Genomic DNA, 14938 nt, shown 5'->3' with positions numbered 1-14938 from the left:
GACCCCCTGATTACAAATCAGGTGCTCTACCAACTGAGCTACAAGGGCAAGCCAGTGCCTTGCCAACTATCAGATTCTGACTTGGTGTAAAGCAAAAACTGTCGGCGGGCCGTCGGTCGACTACTTTTCCACACCGTGACGGCCCGCTTGTCAGCATGATCACTATTAAAGCAGGAGGCTCACAAAATAAGCGAAGTATTTACGCGGCGAAGATAAAATGGCCATGAACCATAACCATTCCAGCGAGAATAACGCATCAGATGCGCGCGAGCATACAGAAAATCCAGCTGACAGGCACAATCGTCATTGCCGTAAGCTCCATCCTGCTGGCTACCCTTGCCGCGCTGCCCAGCGTCTCCAACTATCTGCGTTACCGGACGAATGCGCAGCAGCTTGGCCGCTTTGAAACCGCGCTGCAATCCGCATGGCTGGTTTCGGCAGAGCGCGGTCCTGCCAACAATCTGATGGCGTCGTCTGCCGTGGACGCAAGGCTGGTCGAAGCCCTCGCCGCGGCGCGCAAGGCGACGGACGACAAGCTGCTCCAGGTCGAGACCTCCTTCGCTGAGGAAATCAAAGCGCAACCCGGCCTGGCGAAATCGCTTGCCGAGACCCGCCAGAAGCTGGCGGAGTCGCGAGAGGCGGTGGACGATGTTGCGGCGCTTTCGCCTGAAGCACGCAGCTACAGCGCCATGGCCAACGCCATTCAGTCGATGTTCAAGGCGGCGGATAGTGTCAACCTGCTTCGCGGCAGGGCTGCGCGCGCCATCATAACGAAGACGCCTGACGTGGCGATCGACATCGCCATGACCGGCACCGCCGGCGTGATGCGCGACAGGATCGGCCGCCTCGGTTCCTATGTCATCATGAGCATGCAGGCAAACAGGCAGGACACGTTAAGCTATCGCGCAAAGTTCGACACCGAAATGCAAAGCCTGATGCTGGTGAAGTCATCATTGTGGAACTATACCGCCGCCTATCTGTCGACCCCGCGTCTGGACGCCGCATTCCGTGAGTTTGAGGCCTATTATTTCGGCCAGGCGCTTCGCTATGCGCAGAATACGATCGCCATCGTTGTGCCGTCTGCGCGCCCAAGCGTGCGTGAGTTTTCCGAAAGCTACATTCAGGGCATGCGATCGTCAGACAAGCTGCGCGATCTCATTCTTGCCGAAACACGGGCGAGGATCGAGAGGAACAAGCAGGAAGCGCTCATCTATGGCGCCGCGTCTCTATTGATCGCCTTCATTGCCGTTCTGGTCCTGCTTCGCCTCACATCGGTCTACAAGACAGCGCTGTTCCAGCCCATGCAGTCTGTCCGGGCGCAGATCGCCGCGATAGCGGCAGGCGACCTTTCCGAGGCACACTATAAGGATGGCGTGGCTCCGGAAGTGAAAAAGATGTTCCAGGAACTCGATTTCCTGCGCGAACAGCTTCGCCAGAAAGGCGAAATGGAGGACCAGCAGCGAGCGCTGGCCGAGCAGTTGCGCAAGCTCTCCGAAACCGACGCCCTGACGGGCGTCTTTAATCGCCGCGCACTGGAAAAGGCCGTTCGCACCATCCTCAGCGGCAACGAGCAATGTCAGGCGCTGGGCGTGATGATTATCGATATCGACCACTTCAAGTCGATCAACGACCGATACGGCCACGCCATGGGCGACCTTGCGCTGCAGAAGACGGCGAGCCTTTTGAAGGGCGCATTGCCCAAGGACGACATTCTTGCCAGATATGGTGGTGAGGAATTCGTCGTCGTGCTGCAGGATGTCAGCCACGCCACGGCGACGGCCACCGCCGACCGCCTTCGCCGCCTGATCGAGGCCCAGATCATCGATGAGCAGAGCGGCCTGTCGCTGACGGCAAGTTTCGGCGTGGTCTGGCAGGAAGCGCGTGCGATCAACAGCTGGGACGAATTGATCGCCATTGCCGACGACCGGCTTTACGAGGCCAAGCGCGCGGGCCGCAACCGGGTCTGGGCAACCTATTACCCCAAGGTGGCGAACGGCTGAAGACATTGCCGGGGCGGGTTTCGCCTCGCCTAGATCAAATCCAGCGTCATGACCACGGGGCAATGATCGGAAGCCTTCGGGCGATCCCAGCCGGTACGCGGATAGCGCTCGACCTCCTGCCCCGGCGGGAATACCGTCCGGAATGGCTGTCCATTGCGAATGATTTCGGGCACATGCGACGCGTTCGTTTCGGCGAGACGCGGCGAAAGCCAGATATAATCGAGCTGGCACAGATGCTGTTCCTGCGGGCCGCGCGAATGGTAAAGCGTCCAGCGGTCCATGACGTCACGGCGCGTCATCGGATTGACCACGAAGCCATCAGCCGTGAAAACATCGAGCGCGCTGCGCTCCTCCTCGATCGGCGCAAAGCTGTAGCCGCTGCGCCGGTCGCCGGAAATCGCAACACGCTCCTGATAATCGTTCATATCACCGCAGATCGCGAAGTTCTTGTTGCGGCTATTGCCGACACCCCAGCGGTTTTCAATGATGCGGCGAACGGCCATGGCCTCCGCCTCGCGGATCGGCATGGTCGCGAGCCGCGCATCAACCGCATCGCGCGCATTGGTCATGGATTTGAAATGCGTAACGTAGAGCGTCAGTGGTTTGCCGCCGATCCTCAGATCGATTTCCAGACAATCCCGTTTAAAAATCTTGTCGTCGATCTGGTTGGTCGCGGCCAGCGCAGGATTGAAAAGATCGAGATTGCGATAGGTCAGCGCCGCATGGCTCTTGATGTCGACCACCTCGATCTTGTCGCCGTCCCGCGTTTCCTCACGCATGACGACGGCGACATCGATGCCGCGGCTGTCATTGCCCTCGACCAGATATTTCTGCAGGTAGCCATTGCCGACCATGCGATAGAGATAGCCATATTCAAAGGCCTGCAGCGCGGCCATGTTGTCGACTTCCTGCAGGCAGAGAATGTCCGCATCCGCATCCGCAATGGCGAGCGCAGAAAGCTGGCGCGTATCGTCGGTGGACGAGACCATCCGCGCGCTTTCCAGCGCCTGATACGTTGCCTCGTCCCTGATATCGAAAAGCTGGATCGCCCTGTCGCGCCGCGTCTGGTTGCGAAAGCCGGTGAAATCGAAACGGGTGAGGAGATTTTCGATATTGAAGGTGGCAAGCCGAAGCGACATGAATCAATCCTATTGCTGCCGGGAAAGCTTAGCCGGTGTCGCACCGCATCGCCAGTAGCCTGAAACACATCGCGTTTGGCCAAAGTTTCCGACAGAGATGCCGTCAGGACACCATGCGCCAATACATCATCCACCCTCATTCCTGTGCCTGACACGGGAATGGGGAAGACGTCATTTCATGCTAAAGCCGCCACGCTGCACGAATGGCGACCGGCAACCGATCACCAACAGCCGCCGCCTCGCGCGAATAAGCCCGAAGCGCCTGCCCGTCCGGCAGATCGAGACGCAGGGCATAACGCTCACCCTCGTAAAGAACCGAAGTGACGATGCAGGTAACGCCCTCCGCATCCCGCACCACGTCCTGCGGCCGCACGAGAATATCCATCTGCGACGCTGCTGCTCCGCTCTCCATCGCGGCACGAAGCTCCGGCCAGTCGAGATCCCGTGAAGCACCTTCCTGCAATGGCAATGTCAGGATCGCCCCCTGCCCCACCAGCGAACCGACAAGCCTGCCCTCCGGCCGAGCATAAAGCTCCGCCGGCGGCGCAACCTGCAGCAGCTTGCCATGCGACATGACCGCGACATCGGTCGCGAGCGCCATGGCTTCAGCCTGATCGTGTGTGACATAGATCATCGTCGCGCCGGAGCGGGCGTGGAACTCGCGAAACGTCTCCTCCATCTCCTGCCGCAAATGGCGGTCGAGATTGGCGAGCGGTTCGTCAAGCAGCACCACGTCGGGCTCGGTGACGAGGCAGCGGGCAAGCGCCACACGCTGCCGCTGGCCACCCGACAATTCGGCGGGGCGTCGATCGGCAAAGCTTTCCAGGCGAACGGCGGCCAGCGCCTGTCGTACCTTCTCGCGATATTTCTCTCCCGAAATACCGCGGACCTTCAAGGGATAACCGGCATTGTCGGCGACCGACATATGCGGCCACAGCGCATAGGACTGGAACACCATCGCCATATTGCGCCGCTCCGGTGGCACCATACTGCCGGCATCGGCCAGCACCCGCTCGCCGAGCAGGATGGAACCATCAGTCGGTTGCTCGAAACCAGCGATCATGCGCAGCACCGTCGTCTTGCCGCAGCCGGACGGCCCGAGCAAGGCGAGGAAACCGCCTTCGCGCACGGTCAGCGACACGTCGTCGACGGCGGGCTTCGAACCGGCTCCAAAGCTTTTCGTCAGACGATTGAGGATCAGTTTCGCCAAGGGACGACTCCTTTCGGCAGATAGCGCCCCAGAATTTCGAGCAGCAGCATGAGAAAAATCACCATGATGACGACGAGCACCGAAAGCGCTGACGCGAGATCGAAGCTGCCGCTGTCATCGAGGTTGTAGATGAGGACGCCGAGCGTCTGTGTGCCGGCCGACCACAGCAGCGCCGAGACCGTCAGCTCGTTGCAGGCGATCAGGAAAACGAGAATCACGGAGGCGCCCGCCGCCGGCCCGACCAGCGGCAGGATGATGTCCTTGAGCCGCCGCCAGAACCCCGCGCCGGAGAGCCGCGCCGCCTCTTCCAGCGATGGATCGAATTGCAGGAAGGCGCTGACCATCGGTTTCAGACTGACCGCGAAGAAGGAGGAGAAATAGGCGAGCAGGATGATCCAGATCGTGCCGTAGAGCGTCACGCCGAGAAGCGGGATTGGGGCCGCGAAAAGCAGCACGAAGGAAACGGAAATAACCACGCCCGGAAGCGCATAGGGAATATCCACCAGCGCCGAGAGCAGGAACATGAAGCGGCTCTTGCCGCGCACGAGGAAGTAGGCCGTCAGCACCGTCACCGCCAGCAGGCAAAGCGATGTGGCGGTTGCCAGAAACAGCGAATTGCGGAAGGCGGTGCGGGTCACGCTCTGCCGGTAAAGCAGTTCCTCATAGGCATGCATCGTCGCGGTCTTGAGGCTGAGCGGCACGCCATAGGCAGGCGCGAGCGAACTTGCCACCAGAGCCGCAAGCGGCGCCACCAGCATGAAGAACAGCACGAGCCACAGGGCAAGCTCCGCCGGCAACCGCCACCGCGCCAGGCCGAAGGTCGCCGCCTTGCCGGAAAGGCCGATGATGCGATAGTCCCTGCCCTTCATCGCCCGTTCCTGCAAAGCAAGCCCGGCCACGGAAATGATGGCGATCATGGTCGAGAGAATGGCGATATCGCCGAAGGTGCTGGTGCCGAAACTGGCAAAGCGGCTGTAGATCAAGGTCGGCAGGGTGAAGATCGAAGCCGGTATGCCGAGGATCGCCGGTATGCCGAAATTGCCGACATTGGACACGAAGGAAATCGCCGCGCCGGCGATCAATCCCGGCGTCGAAAGCGGCAGGATGATATCAAACAACACGCGCCGCGGCGAAGCACCCGAGAGCTTGGCGGCCTCTATGCCATCCTGCGGCAAGGCCAGCAGACCGGCGCGCAGCGACAGATAGACGAGCGGCGCATGCTGCACGCCGAGCAGAAGCGCAATACCTGCGACGGAATAAAGCGGCTGCGGCGATCCCATCGCCGGCGCAAGGCCGATGGCCTTCAACAGCGTGCTCGACGGGCCTGTCATGCCGATCCACGACAGCGCCGTCACCTGCGGCGGGATCATCATCGGCAGCATGAAGAGGAAGCTCAGGATCGACTTGCCGCGTATGTCGCAGAGCGTCAGCGAAAGCGCGAAGGCGCCGCCGATGCCAAGCGAGATCAGCATGCCGAAAAACGAGGTGGAGAGCGTGTTCAGCGCCGCATCCCACAGGGCCGGATCGGCCAGAAGCCGCCATATGTCACCATTGAGTGACGAAATGATGCCGGTATAGGCGAGCCGCCCGAGCGGCAGGGCGCTGAGTGCAAAAACAACACTCACCACAAAAGGAAACAGCCAGCGCGGCTGGCTGCTTCCATAGGCATTGGAACGGGTCATTCCGCGTTATCAGCCCTTGGAGCCGAAGATGTCGGAGAAGGTCTTCAGGTCCTGTTCGGAATTCTTCAGGGCATCGGCGGCGTTGAGCGGCAGAACCTTGAGCTTGTCGCGGGCCGGGAAACCTTCCGGCATGCCGGCATCGGCGCGCGCGGGAATGTAACCGAGCTTGACGAAGCCCTGCTGGCCCTTTTCGGAAAGCACATAGTCAACGAATTTCTTGGCCGCTTCCTCGTGCTTGGTGCCCTTGATGATCGCGACCGGCTCGGTGACAGCAGAAACGCCTTCTTCCGGGAAGACGAACTCGACCGGCGCGCCCTTGGCCTTTTCGCGGATCGGCATGTAATCGACAACCACGCCATAGGCCTTTTCACCAGATGCGACGGACTTCAGGACCGCGCCGTTGCCGCCGCCGGCAATGGCTTCATTGGCCTTCAGCTGCTTGTAATAATCCCAGCCAAGATCCTTAACGGCGGCGAGCGTCTGCGCGTGGATCAGCGCGGCACCCGAGGTAAGCGGGCTTGGCATGGTCACGAGACCCTTGGCTTCCGCCTTGGCCAGATCTTTCCAGCTGGTCGGCTTCATCGCAGCGGCGGTGTTGTACATGATGCCAGTGGTGATGAGCTTGGTGGAGTAATAATAGCCATCCGCATCGTAGAGCGAGGCGTCGATATTCTTGGCTTCCGCAGACTTGTGAGCCAGAAGCTGGCCGGCCTGCTTCATGCGCTCGAGCGTCACGGTATCGGCGATCAGCAGCACGTCGGCAACCGGATTGCCGGCATTGATCTCGGCCATCAGCTTGGCCATGATCTTCGGCGTTCCGTCACGCACCCATTCAACTTCGAGACCCGGATTGGCGGCCTTAAAACCGTCAACGGTCGCCTGCGCGTCCTCGTTCGGCTGGCTGGTGTAGAGCACCAGATCGGCGGCATTGGCGGCTGTGGCGATGAAGCCGAGCGATACGATGGCGGTGAAAGCGGAGAGCAGCGTTTTCATGGGTCCAGTCCCTGTTGTTCGGTGGGACCGCTAAAACATGATTGCATAACATGTATGTGACAGGCAGGATTTTAGGGGTGGTATCCGTGGGGGTCAGTGGGATTGAGGGGACCAACGCCCCTTCGCACTTGCGGCTCACCCCCCTCTGCCCTGCCGGGCATCTCCCCCTCAAGGGGGGAGATCGGCAAGAGGCGCTGACAGCACTTCATTTTCAACCGTTGCGATAGGCGATAACTTAACCGCGAGTCGATCTCACCCCTTGAGGGGGAGATGTCCGGCAGGACAGAGGGGGGTGAAGCCGCAACCTCCGTCACTGCCGGAAAGTCACTCAAATCGCCGGAACCACCTCGCCCGACGTTGCCTGCGCCGTCGCGATCAACCGCCCAAGCCGCTTCATGCCCTCCTCGATCATCGCCTCATTGGCGCAGGAGAAGCTGATGCGTAGCGTATTCGTACCGGAGCCATCCGCAAAGAAGGCGCGGCCGGGAACGAAGGCGACCTTTTCCGTGGCGATGGATTTCGCCAGAAGTGCGGCGCCATCCATGCCTTCCGGCAGGGTGACCCAGATGAACATACCGCCCTCGGGCTTGGTCCAGCGCGTGCCCTTCGGCATGTATTTGTCAAGCGCCGCCAGCATCGCATCGCGCCGCGCGCTGTAAGCGGCCTTGATCTTGGCGACCTGCTTGTCGAAACCGCGCGAGGCGACACGTTCGATGGCGATCTGATTGATCGTCGACGAATGCAGGTCGGCAGCCTGCTTCATCAGCACCAGCTTGCGGATAACCGGCGCAGAAGCGACGATGTAACCGACACGAAGGCCTGGTGCGAGCGTCTTCGAAAAGCTGCCGCAATAGATGGTGCGGGTGTTTTCAATGCCGCCCGAGCGAGCGATATCCAGCGCCATGATCGGCGGAACCGCTTCGCCATCGTAACGCAGCGACTGGTAAGCGGCGTCTTCGATGACGGCGATGTCAAGCTCGTCGGCCAGTTCCAGAACCTTTTCGCGGCCGGCAAGATCGACAGTTTCCCCGGTCGGATTGGAGAAATCGGCGGAGAGATAAGCGAACTTCACCGCGCCGCCGAGCTTGGCCGCGGTTTCGCGGTAAGCCTCGGGCGTGCGGTTGCCGCCCGGATTGAGCTGGTCGTAATTCGGCTCATAGGCGTTGAAGGCGGAAAGCGCGCCGAGATAGGTCGGCCAGGTCACCAGCGCCGTATCCTTGGGCGACAGGAACAGCTTGCCGAGATAATCGAGGCCCTGCTGCGAACCGGAAACGATGAAGACGTTGTCGGCGGTGCATTCAATGCCGATCTCGGCCATCTCGCCCGCCAGCCACTCGCGCAGCGGCTTGTAGCCTTCGCTCACAGAATATTGCAGCGCCGCGTTGACCTGCGCGCCGGAAAAAATTTCCGCGTAAGCCTGCTGGAACTCCTCTGCGGGGAAGAGAGCCGGGTCCGGAATGCCACCGGCAAAGGAGATGATATCGGGTTGCTCGAGCAGCTTCAGCAACTCGCGGATTTCAGACGCTTTCATGCGCGAAGAGCGCGTGGCGAAAATTTGTTCCCAATCAAGCATGGGTACGTTTCCTCTTGTGTCGTTTTTATGCGTGCATCTTTACAGAAATGTCGATACGTCAGCAATACTGACTTATCAGTTTTTCGAATTATTTCTGCCTCCCTGCACATTGCCCGCAACCGGCCCCTCCTGAGGCCCGATTTTGCGGACAAAGCCAAATACACCCTTGCGCAAAGCTTCACAATCACACCTTTGCGATTGACGCGACATGGTTTTCCGGCTGGATTGCGCGCGCGCCGCAACGCGGCGAAAGCATCATGGGAGTTTGACGACATGCTGAAAAATATCGACCCGGCGCTGAATGCCGATGTCCTGCACGCGCTGCGCGCCATGGGTCACGGCGATACGCTGGTGATCTCTGACACCAACTTCCCCTCCGATTCGGTTGCCCGCCAGACAACCGTCGGCAAGGTGCTGCATATCGACAACGTCTCGGCAGCCCGCGCCATGAAGGCGATCCTCTCCGTCCTGCCGCTCGACACGCCGCTGCAGCCCTCGGTCGGCCGCATGGAAGTGATGGGCGCGCCCGATCAGCTGGAGCCGGTGCAGGCCGAGGTGCAGAAGGAAATCGACGCGGCGGAAGGAAAATCGGCCCCCATGTACGGCATCGAACGCTTCGCCTTCTACGAAAAAGCCAAACAGGCCTATTGCGTCATCACGACAGGCGAGGCCCGGTTTTATGGCTGCTTCCTCCTGACGAAAGGTGTCATCCCGCCGGCCGAATGAGGCCGGGAGCGGGAAATTTCGCCAGCCGCCGGCCTTCATGACAATTTCAAGTTGTTGTGGCAAAAACTTCCACTAGGCTTGAAAAACCAACCGGAGGTGTGCGGATCATGACCCAATATGTCCTGGCGTTCTGGAATGTGGAAAACCTGTTTGCGCCGGAGGGTTATCCGGCGCGCGAGCCGTGGATTGCCGAGCGGCTGAAGAATGATCTGAAGGGCTGGACCGAGGATCTGTTCAAAACCAAGATCAGGCAACTCGGTTCGATCATCCGGCAGATCGGCGGTGCGGGGCCGGATCTGCTCGGTGTGTGCGAAGTCGAGAATCGTTTCGTTCTGGAAACGCTGGCGGAACATCTGAACGATCTCATGCCCGAGCGCTCCTACCGCGTGGTGCATGCCGATTCCAGCAAGGATCAGCGCGGCATCGACACCGCCTTCATCTATGACAGCGAAAAGCTGCTGATCAACGAGAGCGAGATTTTCAGCCATTTCGTGATGCGCCGCACCGGCACGCGCGACATTACCCAATGCACCTTCATCACCAAAGGCGGACGCCAGCTCATCGCGCTCTCCAATCACTGGCCGTCGCGCTCGGGCGGCGCGGTGGAAAGCGCCGGTTTTCGCATGACCGCCGGTGAGACGCTGGGTTACTGGCACCAGCGGATCAGGGAAGAGAAAGGTAACGACATCGCCGTCGTCGCCTTCGGCGATTTCAACGACGACCCCTCGGATGCATCGCTGCGCTACCACGCCAATTCCACCCGCGAGCGCGACGATGTCGAAAGCTCGCAATCGGCCATGTTCTACAATCTCACCTGGAACTATCTGCGCCAGTCGGTGGTGGATTCAGTCGGCACGGCAAGGACGATCTACGGTACGCTCTATTTCAACGGAGACGCCAACATCTTCGATCAGATCCTCGTTTCCCGATCGCTTCTGACCGGCAGCAGCGGCTTCAAGGCGCGCGAGGAGACGGCAAAAATCGAAGCCATTGCCGCCATGGTCAGCCACAGCAAGAATGAGGGGCCGATCCGCTTCGGCCTGTCGAAAGGCGATGCGGTCAAAAACGTCAACCTTGGTGGGTTCTCCGATCACTTCCCGGTTTCCGTTATCGTCGAGGAAGACGACGCCATCGTGTGATGGCACATCGAAAACAAAAAGGCCGGAGCTTTCGCTCCGGCCTTCCTATTCTCTACCAGTCAATGAAGCTTAGTTGACAGCCTTGTCGACCAGCTTGTTCTTGCCGATCCAGGGCATCATGCCGCGCAGCTTTGCGCCGACTTCTTCGATCTGGTGGGAGTCGTTGTTGCGACGGATACCCTTGAAGCGGGCGCCGCCGGCCTTCCATTCCTGCATCCACTCGGAGGTGAACTTGCCGGTCTGGATGTCGTGCAGAACGCGCTTCATTTCAGCCTTGGTGTCGGCGGTGATGATGCGCGGACCGGTGACGTATTCGCCCCACTCCGCCGTGTTGGAGATCGAGTAGTTCATGTTGGCGATGCCGCCTTCATAGATCAGGTCGACGATCAGCTTCACTTCGTGCAGGCACTCGAAATAGGCCATCTCAGGTGCGTAACCGGCTTCGACCAGGGTTTCAAAACCGGCGCGGATCAGTTCGACGAGACCGCCGCACAGAACGACCTGTTCGCCGAAGAGGTCGGTTTCGCACTCTTCCTTGAAGTTGGTTTCGATGATGCCCGAACGGCCGCCGCCAACGCCGCAGGCGTAGGAGAGAGCGAGTTCAAGCGCATTGCCCGAAGCGTTCTGGTGAACGGCTACGAGGCAGGGAACGCCGCCGCCCTTCTGGTATTCGCCGCGAACCGTGTGGCCGGGGCCCTTCGGTGCGATCATGACGACGTCGAGCGAAGCCTTCGGCTCGATGAGGCCGAAGTGAACGTTGAGGCCGTGTGCGAAAGCAATCGCTGCGCCATCACGGATGTTGCCGGCGATGTCGGCCTTGTAGATGTCGGCCTGCAATTCGTCAGGCGTCGCCATCATCAGGAGGTCGCCCCACTTGGCGGCTTCGGCAACGGTCATGACCTTGAAGCCGTCGGCTTCCGCCTTCTTGACGGTCGGCGAACCGGCCTTCAGAGCAATGACGACGTTCTTGGCGCCGGAATCCTTGAGGTTCAGCGCATGGGCACGGCCCTGGGAGCCGTAACCAACGATGACGACATTCTTGGACTTGATGAGATTGAGATCGGCATCACGATCATAATAAACGCGCATTTTATGGTCCTTCCCTAATGCTTGTCTCTCAGTTGTCTGAACCGGAATCTCAGGCGGGTTTGCCGCTGAGTTCCGAATGTACCTTTTCCGTGCCGTAGAGGGTCAGAAAGGCGACGACCGCCTTCTTCGCCCGGGCGGAAAAATCCTTGTCCGGCGCCTCGCCCAAAAGCATGCGCACATGCAGATCTGAAACGATGAGGCCGTAAAAACTGCGATATGCCTCCTCGGCATCATCGAAACGCAAGTAACCCGAACGGCGACCCGCCTCGATCAACCCGCGGGCGCGGCGGTCGATCTGGCGACGGCCGCGTTCCAGCAGCAGATCGCCGAGCTTGGAACCGTCACGGCTCGCCTGCCCTATCGCCAGACGGTTGAGCGCCAGCGACACGTCGCCCGCCAGCACGTCAAGCAGATCATGTGCGAAAACCTCGAGGTGATCGGCAAGCTGCGGCGCAGACACGCGGTCGCCCGCCTTCTCGAAGGTGCGGACCTTGCTCTGCTGGAAGGTGATCATTGCTGCCAGCAGGCCGTCCCGATCACCGAACCACTTGTAGAGGCTTTCCTTGGAACAGTTGGCCGCACGCGCCAGCCCGGATGTGGTGAGCGCTTTCTCGCCGCCCTCGACCAATAGACGCAATGCCTGATCCAGAACGGCGTTCTGGCGCGGCGAAAATTCCTGCGCTGTGATCGGGTCGGAAGCCAAGTCTTTTCCACTCCAGGGGCTCGATTAATGTACCGTACGGTACGGTTCGAGCGCCATTTAAGCGGAGGAAGCGTTGGGGTCAAGCGGATTCTTCGGGGAGAATGAGAATTGACGCGGTGCGGTGAAGCGTGAATGCCGGCCTGGGAGCTTTACTAGGAAGTTTTGTGTTGATGGCGGATCGATGACGGGTGTGGCTATACCCCCCTCTGCCCTGCCGGGCATCTCCCCCTCAAGGGGGGAGATCGACTCGTGGTTGGGTCTCGCCCATCTCAACGTTTGCGAATGGAGCGCTGGTAGGGCCTCCTGCCGATCTCCCCCCTTGAGGGGGAGATGCCCGGCAGGGCAGAGGGGGGTATAGCCACACCCACCATCAATCCACTAACCGACGCAGAACCTCCCAACCTACCCAGCCACGCTGATCTCACGCGAGGCATCGATATCCCGCGACGGCGACAACCCGTAAAAGCGACTATATTCACGGCTGAACTGCGAAGGGCTCTGATAACCGACGCGATGGCCGGCGGTGCCCGCATCCAGCCGCTCCAGCAGCATCAGCCGGCGCGCCTCATGCAACCGCAATTGCTTCTGGTACTGGACCGGCGTCATGGCCGTAATCGTCTTGAAATGGTGATGGAAGGACGAGACGCTCATGCCGATATGCTCCGCAAGATCCTCGACGCGCAGCTGGCGCGCGAAATTCTCGCGCAGCCAGGCAATGGCGCGGGCGATCCGGTTGCCGTGGCTGCCGGCCGCGATGATGTTCATCAGCTGCCCACCCGCCGGTCCGGTCAGGATGCGGTAGAGGATTTCCTGCTCGATCAGCGGCGCCATTGCCGCAATGTCCGCCGGGCGGTCGAGCAGGCGCATCAGCCGGATGGCCGCATCGAGCAGCTCCGGCGTGGCGGCATTGACGACGATGCCGCGCTGCGCGTTCGCCGGCTCCGCAGGCGGGTCGATAGGCACGCGCCGCATGAGATCGAGCAGCTTTTCACTATCGATCGCAAGCGCGATGCAAAAATGCGGAACCTCCTTGCTCGCCTCCACCACGCGCCAGGCAACCGGCAGGTCAAGCGATGTCAGGAGATAGTCGCCCGCGCCGTAATTGATGGTGTCCGTTCCCAGCTGGACGCTTTTCGATCCCTGGATCACCAATGCGAAACAGGGGCGGTAGCTGCCGTGGCACGGCGCGCTGGGCGTTGTGCAGCGGCTGATGCCGAGAGATTCGATCGCCGTCTGCACCTCGCCGTCGCTGGTGGCATATCGCGCGGCGATGGAGGCGATCTCCTGATAGAGATTAAACGGCAAGGACATAGGGGAAATCCCTTAACTGAAGGAGGAGATGCGTCTCATTGCCTTTTATCTAGAAAGCCTCTCGTCCCGCGCAAAGGGCGCATCACCATATTTTTGCAGGATCGTGCAAAAAGCTCGGAGGATCACTCTAACGCCGCGTCCCGCTTCCATCGCATATTCCGTCGTCCCCAACTCCCGAAAGGATATTCAGATGGCTATTGCTAGAGGTTACGCTGCGACCGATGCGTCGAAGCCGCTTACCCCGTTCACCTTCGAACGCCGCGAGCCGAACGATGACGACGTCGTCATCGACATCAAATATGCCGGCATCTGCCACTCGGACATCCACACCGTCCGCAACGAGTGGAAGAACGCCGTCTATCCGATCGTTCCCGGCCATGAGATTGCCGGTGTCGTGAAAGCCGTCGGCTCCAAGGTCACGAAGTTCAAGGTCGGCGACCACGTCGGCGTCGGATGCTTCGTCGATTCCTGCGTCGGCTGCGCAACCCGCGATCTCGACAACGAACACTACATGCCCGGCCTCGTCCAGACCTATAACGACGTCGATCCCTTCACGAAGACTGCCACCCATGGCGGTTATTCCGACTCGATCGTCGTCAAGGAAGGTTATGTCCTGTCGATCCCGGACAACCTGCCGCTCGACGCATCCGCACCGCTTCTCTGCGCCGGCATCACGCTTTATTCGCCGCTGCGCCGCTGGAACGCCGGTCCCGGCCAGAAGGTCGCGATCGTCGGCATGGGCGGCCTCGGCCACATGGGCGTCAAGCTCGGTGCGGCCATGGGCGCGGATGTCACCGTTCTTTCCCAGACGCTGTCGAAGAAGGAAGACGGCCTGAAGCTCGGCGCGAAGGAATATTATGCCACCAGCGACGCCTCGACCTTCGAGAAGCTGGCCGGCACTTTCGACCTGATCATCTGCACGGCAGGCGTCGCCATCGACTGGAACGCCTATCTCGGCCTCCTGAAGCCCAAGGGCAGCATGGTCGTGGTCGGTGCGCCGGAACATGCGATCCCGGTTCACGCCTTCTCGCTCATCATCGGCGCGAAGAACCTGTCGGGTTCGATGATCGGTTCGATCAAGGAAACCCAGGACATGCTGGATTTCTGCGGCGAGCACAACATCGTCTCGGAAATCGAGACGATCAACATCCAGGACGTCAACGAAGCCTATGAGCGCGTGCTGAAGAGCGACGTGCGGTATCGCTTTGTCATCGACATGGCCTCGCTCGACGCTTGATGGACGTCAAATCGACGTCGTGATTTAAAAAGGGCGGGGAGCAATTGCTTCCCGCCTTTTGATTGGGGCAAACCTCTCCTTCCACGCAAGTCATCCTCGGCCTTGTGCAGATGATCGGGACAGTGCCGAGCATGAC

The 14938-nt window shown here is 60.3% G+C and carries 12 protein-coding genes; 4 read left to right on the top strand and 8 right to left on the bottom strand.

The annotated features are described in order from the left end of the window. Window positions 1–260 precede the first annotated feature (260 nt). Window positions 261–2000: a GGDEF domain-containing protein gene (locus WDZ78_RS10420; protein WP_425672958.1), complete on the top strand. Its 1740-nt coding sequence runs from the start codon at window positions 261–263 to the stop codon at window positions 1998–2000. A gap of 29 nt (window positions 2001–2029) precedes the next feature. Here WDZ78_RS10420 and WDZ78_RS10415 read toward each other — a convergent pair whose 3' ends face one another. The 5 genes from WDZ78_RS10415 to WDZ78_RS10395 form a co-directional block, all read right to left on the bottom strand. Then, entirely contained in the window at window positions 2030–3139 is a 1110-nt protein-coding gene (locus WDZ78_RS10415; protein WP_020009363.1) for an endonuclease/exonuclease/phosphatase family protein, read from the bottom strand. Window positions 3140–3320: 181 nt separating this feature from the next. Continuing rightward, on the bottom strand, window positions 3321–4349 hold the full coding sequence (locus tag WDZ78_RS10410; RefSeq protein ID WP_020009362.1) for an ABC transporter ATP-binding protein: 1029 nt from the start codon (window positions 4347–4349) through the stop codon (window positions 3321–3323). Continuing rightward, a complete protein-coding gene (locus tag WDZ78_RS10405; RefSeq protein ID WP_425672957.1) occupies window positions 4337–6031 on the bottom strand; it encodes an ABC transporter permease in 1695 nt (564 codons plus the stop codon). Before WDZ78_RS10405 ends, WDZ78_RS10410 begins: the two co-directional genes overlap by 13 nt. Before the next feature lie 9 nt (window positions 6032–6040). After that, window positions 6041–7024: an ABC transporter substrate-binding protein gene (locus WDZ78_RS10400; protein WP_020009360.1), complete on the bottom strand. Its 984-nt coding sequence runs from the start codon at window positions 7022–7024 to the stop codon at window positions 6041–6043. 328 nt (window positions 7025–7352) lie between these two features. Continuing rightward, complete coding sequence (locus WDZ78_RS10395; RefSeq protein WP_425672956.1) at window positions 7353–8597, bottom strand: PLP-dependent aminotransferase family protein; 1245 nt, start codon at window positions 8595–8597, stop codon at window positions 7353–7355. Between the two features lie 273 nt (window positions 8598–8870). On the opposite strand from WDZ78_RS10395, the gene WDZ78_RS10390 reads away from it, so the two are divergent. Both WDZ78_RS10390 and WDZ78_RS10385 read left to right on the top strand, forming a co-directional pair. Further along, window positions 8871–9323, top strand: coding sequence for an RbsD/FucU family protein (locus WDZ78_RS10390; RefSeq protein ID WP_026363429.1), 453 nt, complete (start codon window positions 8871–8873; stop codon window positions 9321–9323). Between the two features lie 107 nt (window positions 9324–9430). Beyond that, the gene (locus WDZ78_RS10385; RefSeq protein WP_425672955.1) at window positions 9431–10462 is read left to right on the top strand and encodes an endonuclease/exonuclease/phosphatase family protein; all 1032 of its coding nucleotides are present in this window, start codon (window positions 9431–9433) and stop codon (window positions 10460–10462) included. Window positions 10463–10531: 69 nt separating this feature from the next. On the opposite strand, the gene ilvC is transcribed toward WDZ78_RS10385, so the two are convergent. From ilvC to WDZ78_RS10370, 3 genes are all read right to left on the bottom strand, one after another. Continuing rightward, entirely contained in the window at window positions 10532–11551 is a 1020-nt protein-coding gene (ilvC, locus tag WDZ78_RS10380; protein ID WP_174057034.1) for a ketol-acid reductoisomerase, read from the bottom strand. 49 nt (window positions 11552–11600) lie between these two features. Continuing rightward, complete coding sequence (locus tag WDZ78_RS10375; protein WP_003507581.1) at window positions 11601–12254, bottom strand: TetR/AcrR family transcriptional regulator; 654 nt, start codon at window positions 12252–12254, stop codon at window positions 11601–11603. 402 nt (window positions 12255–12656) lie between these two features. Further along, window positions 12657–13565: an AraC family transcriptional regulator N-terminal domain-containing protein gene (locus WDZ78_RS10370; RefSeq protein ID WP_425672954.1), complete on the bottom strand. Its 909-nt coding sequence runs from the start codon at window positions 13563–13565 to the stop codon at window positions 12657–12659. Between the two features lie 190 nt (window positions 13566–13755). On the opposite strand from WDZ78_RS10370, the gene WDZ78_RS10365 reads away from it, so the two are divergent. Next, window positions 13756–14802, top strand: coding sequence for an NAD(P)-dependent alcohol dehydrogenase (locus tag WDZ78_RS10365; RefSeq protein WP_425672953.1), 1047 nt, complete (start codon window positions 13756–13758; stop codon window positions 14800–14802). Window positions 14803–14938 lie beyond the last annotated feature (136 nt).

The sequence above is a fragment of the Agrobacterium sp. M50-1 genome (assembly GCF_049843495.1).
GTDB classification, from domain to species: domain Bacteria; phylum Pseudomonadota; class Alphaproteobacteria; order Rhizobiales; family Rhizobiaceae; genus Agrobacterium; species Agrobacterium radiobacter.
The sequence above is the reverse complement of the archived record's forward strand: the minus strand, read 5'-3'. Positions and strand labels throughout refer to the sequence as shown.

Excerpts from the sequence above, each read along its gene's own strand:
- WDZ78_RS10420 (WP_425672958.1), top strand. The coding sequence starts at position 261 with ATGCGCGCGAGCATACAGAAAATCCAGCTGACAGGCACAATCGTCATT.
- WDZ78_RS10400 (WP_020009360.1), bottom strand. The coding sequence starts at position 7,024 with ATGAAAACGCTGCTCTCCGCTTTCACCGCCATCGTATCGCTCGGCTTC.
- WDZ78_RS10390 (WP_026363429.1), top strand. The coding sequence starts at position 8,871 with ATGCTGAAAAATATCGACCCGGCGCTGAATGCCGATGTCCTGCACGCG.
- WDZ78_RS10415 (WP_020009363.1), bottom strand. The coding sequence starts at position 3,139 with ATGTCGCTTCGGCTTGCCACCTTCAATATCGAAAATCTCCTCACCCGT.
- WDZ78_RS10405 (WP_425672957.1), bottom strand. The coding sequence starts at position 6,031 with ATGACCCGTTCCAATGCCTATGGAAGCAGCCAGCCGCGCTGGCTGTTT.
- WDZ78_RS10370 (WP_425672954.1), bottom strand. The coding sequence starts at position 13,565 with ATGTCCTTGCCGTTTAATCTCTATCAGGAGATCGCCTCCATCGCCGCG.
- WDZ78_RS10385 (WP_425672955.1), top strand. The coding sequence starts at position 9,431 with ATGACCCAATATGTCCTGGCGTTCTGGAATGTGGAAAACCTGTTTGCG.
- WDZ78_RS10365 (WP_425672953.1), top strand. The coding sequence starts at position 13,756 with ATGGCTATTGCTAGAGGTTACGCTGCGACCGATGCGTCGAAGCCGCTT.
- WDZ78_RS10395 (WP_425672956.1), bottom strand. The coding sequence starts at position 8,597 with ATGCTTGATTGGGAACAAATTTTCGCCACGCGCTCTTCGCGCATGAAA.
- ilvC (WP_174057034.1), bottom strand. The coding sequence starts at position 11,551 with ATGCGCGTTTATTATGATCGTGATGCCGATCTCAATCTCATCAAGTCC.